We start from the raw sequence: 7,236 nt of genomic DNA, 5'->3' as shown, positions 1-7,236 counted from the left end.
TATAAAACAAGGTTGATTTTATAATCACATAAACCCCCTGCCGCATGGCGGGGTTTGTTGTTTTAGGAAAGCTATGCAATGCGTAGCCAATTAACATAAATACACTTGGTTTTCATATGCTAACTCTAACCCAAATGACTAATTTGCTACACGCTGTGTAGCAAATCTAACTTGTAGTCATAAGTTGGTTAAAACTCCCAGACAAATGAGTCAAATTTTCACATTGCTTTTTCTCAAAAACGAGTTATACTATTTACTAAGTTCTCTTTACTAGGTTCTCTATAGTGAAAGTTGGCTCCATGCCACGCGGTCGTAAGAGACCCTAGCTATAGAGGACTTGTTTTTAAGTCAAGTTCATTCTTTTTTATGTTTTTTCTTTTGTTTTGCTAGTACTTTTTTTTCTGTTTGTTCTAGCGATTGTAAAAAGTGCTGTTCTACTGGGGTTAAAGTGTACCGAGTACGTTCTCTAAATTTATCATACTCTGTATCCGCTTTTAATTTGGCGACCTCTGCGCTGATTTTTCCGGCATGAGTTAGAATCTTCCTATTAGACACTTTAAGGAAATCGTCTAATTTGCTAATCCAATCTTTCATATACATAGGCGCTTTATTCTTGGCTTGTAATTCCGCAAAATCAAGATATAGCGTAACAATACGGTTTAATGTATCAACTTCATCTTCTGTAAGATAATTTTTGGCAAACGCTGTATCTGTTTTTCTAGGCAACATTCCAGCCCAAGCAGTTAAACCCATGAAATCTTTTTGTGCGTTTGCTCTATCGTAAATAACTTCGGCGGCTGTATATCCATGTGCAGAAAAATGCATTTTGTTCTGTACAGTAGCAAAAAAAGCCTGTGTTGTTTCTGTGTTAGGGTCGTAATCAATACTAGTAGCGTATATATCTAAAATTTTACGATAAAAAACTTTCTCAGAAGAACGAATATCGCGGATACGCGCTAATAATTCCTCGAAATAATTACCGCCGCCCGCCTGTTTTAGCAAGTCGTCATTCATAACAAAACCCTTTTGCATATACTCTTTGAGTAAGTTAGTTGCCCAAATCCTAAACTGTGTACCACGCAAGGATTTAACGCGATATCCTACGGATATAATGACATTTAAGCTGTAAAAATACGTCGGTTTATCAGAATTAGCAAATTGCATTTTTTGCAAATTGCTTTTCTCATCTAATTCGCCTTCAGCAAAGATATTTTTAATATGCCGGCTAATAACACTTGTATCGCGTTGAAATAATTGCGACAGTTGTTCTTGGGTCAACCAAACAGTATCTCCATCAAAATTAACCTCTATCTTGGTTAAACCGTCTTCGGTCTGATACATTATTAAATTTGATTTTTCCGGCGACATCATTAGCCTCGCTTTATATTCTACACCAAATATCTATGATATTGTCATTTGCAAAAATCCACCAAAACCCTTTAAATTTCATACACCCTCCATACGCCCAAATCCTAAAATCTCATAGAAGTTTTGTAAATTATAGAAATCATGTAAAAAATAGAAATCGCCGGAACCGCTTATTTGATAAGGCTTTTGGTAACTTCGGCTTGATTAGCTTGTTGAGGGCGGACGTTTACGCTTACGCGCGCGGCGCTGGCCGTGCGCGGTTTTCTATGCGCGCACGGGCGTCGCGCGCACATGGGTGCGAGCGGAGAGGGCGGCCGTTCGTTTGTTTGGCAGAGCAAAACCGCACTCCGGCACTACTCTCCTTTTGCGCCGCGCCGCGGAGCGGCTTGCGCAAACATTCGCTGGCGCTCATGCCACGCTTCGCGTGGCGGAGAGGGCGAGATTCGAACTCGCGATACCTTGCGGTATACAACATTTCCAATGTTGCACCATCGACCACTCGGACACCTCTCCCGGACGCGGAAAATATTATACGGCATCTATAAGATTTGGACAAAAATTTTAAACCATAGCCAAAGCGATTTTCTGACAGGCGCGTTTAAGCACGCGCGACACCTGCGCCTGCGTGATACGAAAACGCTTGGCGATGTCGGACTGGCTGTACTCACGCATGAAATGATCTTTGATGATTTGCTGATCGCGCGGATTGAGCGCCTGCAAAGCGGTCTGGAGATCTTCTTTTTCCAGAATAGCGTCGGCAAAATTACTGCTGCCAATGATGTCTTCCAGCCGGATCGAGTCGCTTTTGTTATTGTGGTTGATCGGCATATCCAGCGAGGTCAGATAATGCGCGCCCATAGTCTGCATGATCTTGTCCAGGGTTTTTAATTTGAATTTAAATTTTTTGGCGATCTCCAAACGGGTAGCTTCGCGGCCATTCTGATAAATAAATTCTTCACGGAATTTTTGGATCCGCGCGTTCAACTCGACGCATTTGCGTGAAACGCGAATACTGTAGCAATTGTCGCGGATGTAGTGGCGCAGCTCGCCGTCAATAGTCGGGACGGCATAATAAGACAGCCGGACTTTGCGCGACGGATTATATTTGCGTACGGCTTTGATCAAGCCGATCGCCGCGACCTGTACCAGATCTTGAATATCCACATCTTTGCGGGTGTATTTTTTAGCCAGATAAATCGCCAGCGGCAGATTTTCCATGACCAGCTGATTTTTTTCTTTGGTGAGACCGCCGCCCAGCGAACCGCTGACCAGTTTGGCAATAATTTTCTTTTCCGTGTTTTTGAGTTCAAGAATTTCGCTGGAGATTAATTTTTTCTCGATCCTGCTTTTAAGTTTGGTTGCGACTGCCATTATTTATCCCCCCGTTGTTTGTTACAGCGGATAAATGGCAGTTTTTTTGCCAAGCCGAATTTTTGGCTTATTTAAGCTAAAAATCTGAAAATCCAGCAAAAATATATCGATTTTTTCTGTGCAATAATGAACAGCGAAGATACATTAATTATTTTTGATGTATAAATTTGCGCATTTTGCGCCCCTGCGCAAACGCGCCTTATTTCCAGCGGACAAATTTATGTATCTGCGGCATTACTTTATATACATACCCATTTTTTTCTAAATAATACATCCATTTTTGCAATTCCTTTTTGGCAACCCGATTGTTTAGCGGCTGGAGAAAAAGCGGCGTGCTGGTCATTTTGATCCGATCCAATATCCGCAGTATTTTTTCGACAGCCAAATTTTTTTCCAGAATTATTTTTAGATATTTTGCCGATTTTTGCGGCACGTTTTTATAAAAGCGCAAAAATTGCGGAGCTTTTAAGTCGATCGAGTAAACAATATTTGGCAGATTGGGCAGATGTTTCAGCGCGGCCGGCAGGGAGCCGTTCGTCTCGATAAGGTATGTGTAGTTGGCGCCGAGGAGCTGCAGCACGCGCGCGATGTATTTGGCCTGCAGCAGCGGCTCTCCGCCGGTGAAGCTGACCAGCCCCCGCGGCGCCAGCCAGAAAATCATGTCCGCGCAGTCTTCCGCGGAAACGGCATTGGGCACGCGTACCAGACGCCGCGCAAACTCCACCGGCTGATAAAGACAGTATTTGGTCTCACGCCAGGATTTTTTGGTATCGCAGTAAGCGCAGCGCAGATTGCAGCCGCTGAAGCGCACAAAAGTTGTTGGCGCGCCGGCGTATAGACCCTCGCCCTGGATGCTGCGGAAAATTTCTTGAAGATTGGCCTGCATTTTTATTTTGTTTTCGCGCGGAACTCCGCGTAACCTCTTTGGCGTAGCCGGCAGGCCGGACATTTGGCGCAGCCGTAGCCCCACTCGTGCCGCGTCGTGTGGTCTCCGTTGTAGCAAGTGTGCGTGTGTTCGCGGATCAGCTCCACGCCGTCCGCCCCGCGGCATTGCCGCGCCAGCGCCCAGATCTCCGCTTTGTTTTTGCGCAGCAGCGGCGTAATGATCTTTAAATTTGTTTCCAGACCGGCGTTCAAAGTTTTTTCTAAAAGTTTTATAGTTTGCCCGCGGCAGTCCGGATAGCCGCTGTAGTCCACCTCGCTCACACCAGTGATCAAATTGCCGCAATCCAGTTTGTAAGCCAGAGCCGCCGCCTGGCTCAAAAAAATAATATTGCGCGCCGGCACGAAAGAAGCGGGCAGGCCGTCTTTGCTTGTGTTCACGTCGGCGTCCGTCAGCAGCGCGCTGTCGCCGATCTGTTGCAAAGCCGGTAGCCGCAAAACATAATGTTTGGCCGCGCCGAGCAGTTTGGCCACGGTTTTGGCGCAGGCTAATTCCACGGCGTGTTTTTGTCCGTAGTCAAACGCGACAGTATAAATATTTTCCGCGCCGTACTTTTGCGCCGCCCACAGCAAACAGGTGACACTGTCCTGACCGCCGGACAGACAAAGCAGGGCGCGGGATTTGGCTAATTGTTTCATTTATCCAGCCTGTCCAAAATTTTGTCGCGCAGTCTTAAGAAAAAACCGGAGAGGATCAGTTTGTTTAAGTAATAATGCAGGGCCAGCAGCAGCGCCCAGAATACGAGGACGTACAAAAACCAGAGTTCGCCGCTGAAAGCCAGCAGGTTGAGAATAAGCAGCCCCAGGTTGGTGAAAACAAAAAGCGCCGCGTGCGCGAAAAAAAAACCCCACAAGCTCCAGGAAACTTCTTTGCTAAGCATAAAATTATTGTAACACTAAAGACGACATGTTTTTAGCAGCCCTATTTAGCGGTCTGAATTATTTTTTTCGTAAAATCCCCGGCTGATCGGAAAAAATCAGCACTTCGTAAGGAAAAACTTCTTCGCTACGCGGCGCGGCGGACTGGAGAAACTCGGACAGAGCTTCGTTGTAATAACGCGCCAGATAACTCTGCGCCTCGGCGTCCTGATCGTCTTCCGGCGGATCTTCAAAATCATCAATAGTTGCCATAGCTGCACACTCCTTAAAGATGCAATACCAGAATACCCGCGTGCCGCGAATTTATGTATGGATTTTTTCTGGTGGTTTGTTAAACTTGTTTCCATGCGTTATCCGGTCTGGCTCAAAAAAAACATTCCGAAGTCCGCGCCCAATCTGCGGATCCGCGGGTATTTCGACGAAACGGTGCATACGGTTTGCGAATCGGCGCTCTGTCCCAATCGCGGCGAGTGTTTTGCCGCGCGGACGGTGACTTTCTTGATACTGGGCGCGGCCTGCACGCGCCGCTGCCGCTTTTGCGCCGTTAGGCAGGCCGCGCCGGAGCCGGTGGACGCTGACGAGCCGCGGAAAATAGCCGCGGCCGCGCGCAAACTGGGCTTGCGGTATGTGGTGATTACCTCGGTGACGCGCGACGATCTGCCGGACGGCGGCGCGGCGCATTTCGCCGCGGCCATTCTGGCCGCGCGGCAGGAACTGCCGCGCGCCGCCGTCGAAGTTCTGACACCGGATTTTCAGGGGGATCTGACCGCGCTGGACACCGTGCTGGCGGCCAGACCGGCTGTTTATAATCACAATATCGAAACCGTGCCGCGTTTATATGCGGCTGTCCGTCCGCGGGCGGATTATCGGCGCTCGCTGAAAATTCTAGATCACGCCGCCCGGACTGGCCTGCCGGTAAAGTCCGGCCTGATGCTGGGCTTGGGCGAAACAGAAACGGAAATAAAATTAACGCTACGGGATTTGAAAAACGCGGGCGTGTCTATTGTGACGCTCGGCCAGTATCTGCCGCCGTCCAAAAAACATTATCCGGTACAGGACTTTATCCGCCCCGGGAAATTCACGGAATACAAAACATACGGCGAAAAGGAGCTGGGGTTTAGGACTGTTTTCGCCGGGCCATTGGTGCGCTCATCGTACAGAGCGGGCGAGATTTTAGAAGAAGCTGAAAACATCACGCGCTTTGCAAAAAATATACATTGTTGACCGGCCAATGACTGCGGCGTCTCTGAAGCATGGTTTTCAAGATCTTTTGCAGGGCTTTGCGGGAGCGGGCGTCCAGTTTGTTAAAGTTATTTAATAGTTCTTTTTCCGCGGCTTTTTGCGTGATAGTCTCTTTGGTTAAAACTTTGTTTGTCCGTATTTCGGCGAAGTCCTCGAACCACCAGTCCATATTCAGGCCATAGGCTTGATTGATCTTCATGAGCGTGGCCAGATGCGGCAATCTGGCGCCGTGCAACAGACCATGATACAAAGAATAATCCAAATCCAAAAAATCAGCTGTTTTCTCCATGGTACAGTGGTCTCTTTCGCGCAGTAATTGCAGTTTTTTGCTGATTAAGACTTTTAATTTTTGCTCAATTTGTTTATCCATGTACTATAAATCCTTCCTTATAGCTATTTATCATATATAGTCTAGCCCTTAAAAACTTGGTGTCATTTACAAAATACTATTAAATATTTTTTATTGTATTTTATGATAGAATGTGCTATACTAAAGGTAATTAAATTAAAGGGGGGTATTTTTATGACTATAGCGACAGGCAAGCCAATGCTGGCCAGCGACATTAACGATCTGACATTTTTCCCGAAAGGCACGATACTGACTTTCAGTTCCACAGCGTGGGGCGCGACCAGCGCGGAATTTAAAAATATCTGGAAAGTCTGCAACAAGGCAAATCACGACGCCGATCTTTTTGTGCCGGATCTGACCGATAAATTCCTGCGTGGCGCGGAGAGCTCGGATTTTACTACCGCGCTCGGCGCGGACAGCCAGAGTGTGATTTTGCAAAAAACCCATCTCCCCGCGCACAATCATGACGCAACCGGTTTGTCTTTTAGCGGACTTAACACGAGCGGCCTCTCGGCAACATCCGCAGGCAGCGGACACGTACATTCAGGTACTGGCACAACGAACACCGGCAGCGGAGGACATGCGCATACTGTTTCCGGCTCTACCAACAGCACAGATAAAACCTTGACAGGCCGTTTTGGTTTGATCGATGACGGTAGAGGCAGGATAGGCAGCTCCGGTGTGTTTTCCTATGAAGCCTGGGGTGGAGATAGCTGGGATGGTGATAGCGGATCCCGAACTATTGTTAATATGGATGTCACTCATTCGCATGGTATCACGGGCTCCACCTCTTCTGGAGAAGGAACACATGTCCACGATGTCGCCGTATCTATTCCCGAAGGCGGCTCACATTCACACACGATCAGCGGCAGTATTACTGGCGGCAGTATCGGCGGTACGACAGCCAATGCTGGCTCCGGCACAGCGTTCAGTGTCAGCACATTACCGGTTTATTATAAGGTTATGTATATTATAAAAGTCGTGTAGCGCCAGCGCGCTGCCGAGAAAGACCATTGCGAAAAATAACGGTAGTTTTAATCAAAAAAGTAACGTTATTAACATTTTGGCCTAAATAACGATACTTG

General features: G+C 47.2%; 9 protein-coding genes and 1 tRNA gene. 2 read left to right on the top strand and 8 right to left on the bottom strand.

Annotated features, from left to right (window positions below; all coding sequences use genetic code 11):
- Positions 1 to 354 precede the first annotated feature (354 nt).
- The 7 genes from LBJ25_02770 to LBJ25_02740 all read right to left on the bottom strand — a co-directional run bounded on the left by LBJ25_02770 (position 355) and on the right by LBJ25_02740 (position 4,812).
- Complete coding sequence (locus tag LBJ25_02770; GenBank protein ID MDR1452880.1) at positions 355 to 1,368, bottom strand: virulence RhuM family protein; 1,014 nt, start codon at positions 1,366 to 1,368, stop codon at positions 355 to 357.
- Positions 1,369 to 1,793: 425 nt separating this feature from the next.
- A tRNA-Ser gene (locus LBJ25_02765) sits at positions 1,794 to 1,881 on the bottom strand.
- Positions 1,882 to 1,929: 48 nt separating this feature from the next.
- Entirely contained in the window at positions 1,930 to 2,739 is an 810-nt protein-coding gene (locus tag LBJ25_02760; protein ID MDR1452879.1) for a sigma-70 family RNA polymerase sigma factor, read from the bottom strand.
- A 199-nt stretch (positions 2,740 to 2,938) separates the two neighbouring features.
- A complete protein-coding gene (locus LBJ25_02755) occupies positions 2,939 to 3,688 on the bottom strand; it encodes a 7-carboxy-7-deazaguanine synthase QueE (GenBank protein ID MDR1452878.1) in 750 nt (249 codons plus the stop codon).
- A complete protein-coding gene (queC, locus tag LBJ25_02750; GenBank protein MDR1452877.1) occupies positions 3,628 to 4,320 on the bottom strand; it encodes a 7-cyano-7-deazaguanine synthase QueC in 693 nt (230 codons plus the stop codon). The genes LBJ25_02755 and queC overlap by 61 nt, the downstream gene beginning before the upstream one ends.
- Positions 4,317 to 4,562 (bottom strand): hypothetical protein, encoded by a 246-nt coding sequence (locus LBJ25_02745; GenBank protein MDR1452876.1) that lies wholly within the window; start codon positions 4,560 to 4,562, stop codon positions 4,317 to 4,319. Before LBJ25_02745 ends, queC begins: the two co-directional genes overlap by 4 nt.
- Before the next feature lie 58 nt (positions 4,563 to 4,620).
- Entirely contained in the window at positions 4,621 to 4,812 is a 192-nt protein-coding gene (locus tag LBJ25_02740) for a hypothetical protein (GenBank protein ID MDR1452875.1), read from the bottom strand.
- A 57-nt stretch (positions 4,813 to 4,869) separates the two neighbouring features.
- On the opposite strand from LBJ25_02740, the gene lipA reads away from it, so the two are divergent.
- The gene (gene lipA / locus LBJ25_02735) at positions 4,870 to 5,784 is read left to right on the top strand and encodes a lipoyl synthase (GenBank protein ID MDR1452874.1); all 915 of its coding nucleotides are present in this window, start codon (positions 4,870 to 4,872) and stop codon (positions 5,782 to 5,784) included.
- Here the strand turns inward: lipA and LBJ25_02730 are convergent.
- Positions 5,753 to 6,172 carry a hypothetical protein gene (locus LBJ25_02730; GenBank protein MDR1452873.1) on the bottom strand — a complete coding sequence of 140 codons (420 nt, stop codon included), beginning with the start codon at positions 6,170 to 6,172 and terminating at the stop codon, positions 5,753 to 5,755. The two genes, lipA and LBJ25_02730, sit on opposite strands and share 32 nt — an antisense overlap.
- A 153-nt stretch (positions 6,173 to 6,325) precedes the next feature.
- Here LBJ25_02730 and LBJ25_02725 point away from each other — a divergent pair, with 153 nt between their 5' ends.
- A complete protein-coding gene (locus tag LBJ25_02725; GenBank protein MDR1452872.1) occupies positions 6,326 to 7,138 on the top strand; it encodes a hypothetical protein in 813 nt (270 codons plus the stop codon).
- Positions 7,139 to 7,236: the final 98 nt, after the last annotated feature.

This window comes from Candidatus Margulisiibacteriota bacterium (assembly GCA_031268855.1).
GTDB lineage: Bacteria > Margulisbacteria > Termititenacia > Termititenacales > Termititenacaceae > Termititenax.
This window is presented reverse-complemented; position numbering and strand designations above follow the sequence as displayed.

Excerpts from the sequence above, each read along its gene's own strand:
- LBJ25_02740 (MDR1452875.1), bottom strand. The coding sequence starts at position 4,812 with ATGGCAACTATTGATGATTTTGAAGATCCGCCGGAAGACGATCAGGAC.
- LBJ25_02725 (MDR1452872.1), top strand. The coding sequence starts at position 6,326 with ATGACTATAGCGACAGGCAAGCCAATGCTGGCCAGCGACATTAACGAT.
- LBJ25_02770 (MDR1452880.1), bottom strand. The coding sequence starts at position 1,368 with ATGTCGCCGGAAAAATCAAATTTAATAATGTATCAGACCGAAGACGGT.
- LBJ25_02730 (MDR1452873.1), bottom strand. The coding sequence starts at position 6,172 with ATGGATAAACAAATTGAGCAAAAATTAAAAGTCTTAATCAGCAAAAAA.
- LBJ25_02755 (MDR1452878.1), bottom strand. The coding sequence starts at position 3,688 with ATGTCCGGCCTGCCGGCTACGCCAAAGAGGTTACGCGGAGTTCCGCGC.
- queC (MDR1452877.1), bottom strand. The coding sequence starts at position 4,320 with ATGAAACAATTAGCCAAATCCCGCGCCCTGCTTTGTCTGTCCGGCGGT.
- lipA (MDR1452874.1), top strand. The coding sequence starts at position 4,870 with ATGGATTTTTTCTGGTGGTTTGTTAAACTTGTTTCCATGCGTTATCCG.
- LBJ25_02745 (MDR1452876.1), bottom strand. The coding sequence starts at position 4,562 with ATGCTTAGCAAAGAAGTTTCCTGGAGCTTGTGGGGTTTTTTTTTCGCG.
- LBJ25_02760 (MDR1452879.1), bottom strand. The coding sequence starts at position 2,739 with ATGGCAGTCGCAACCAAACTTAAAAGCAGGATCGAGAAAAAATTAATC.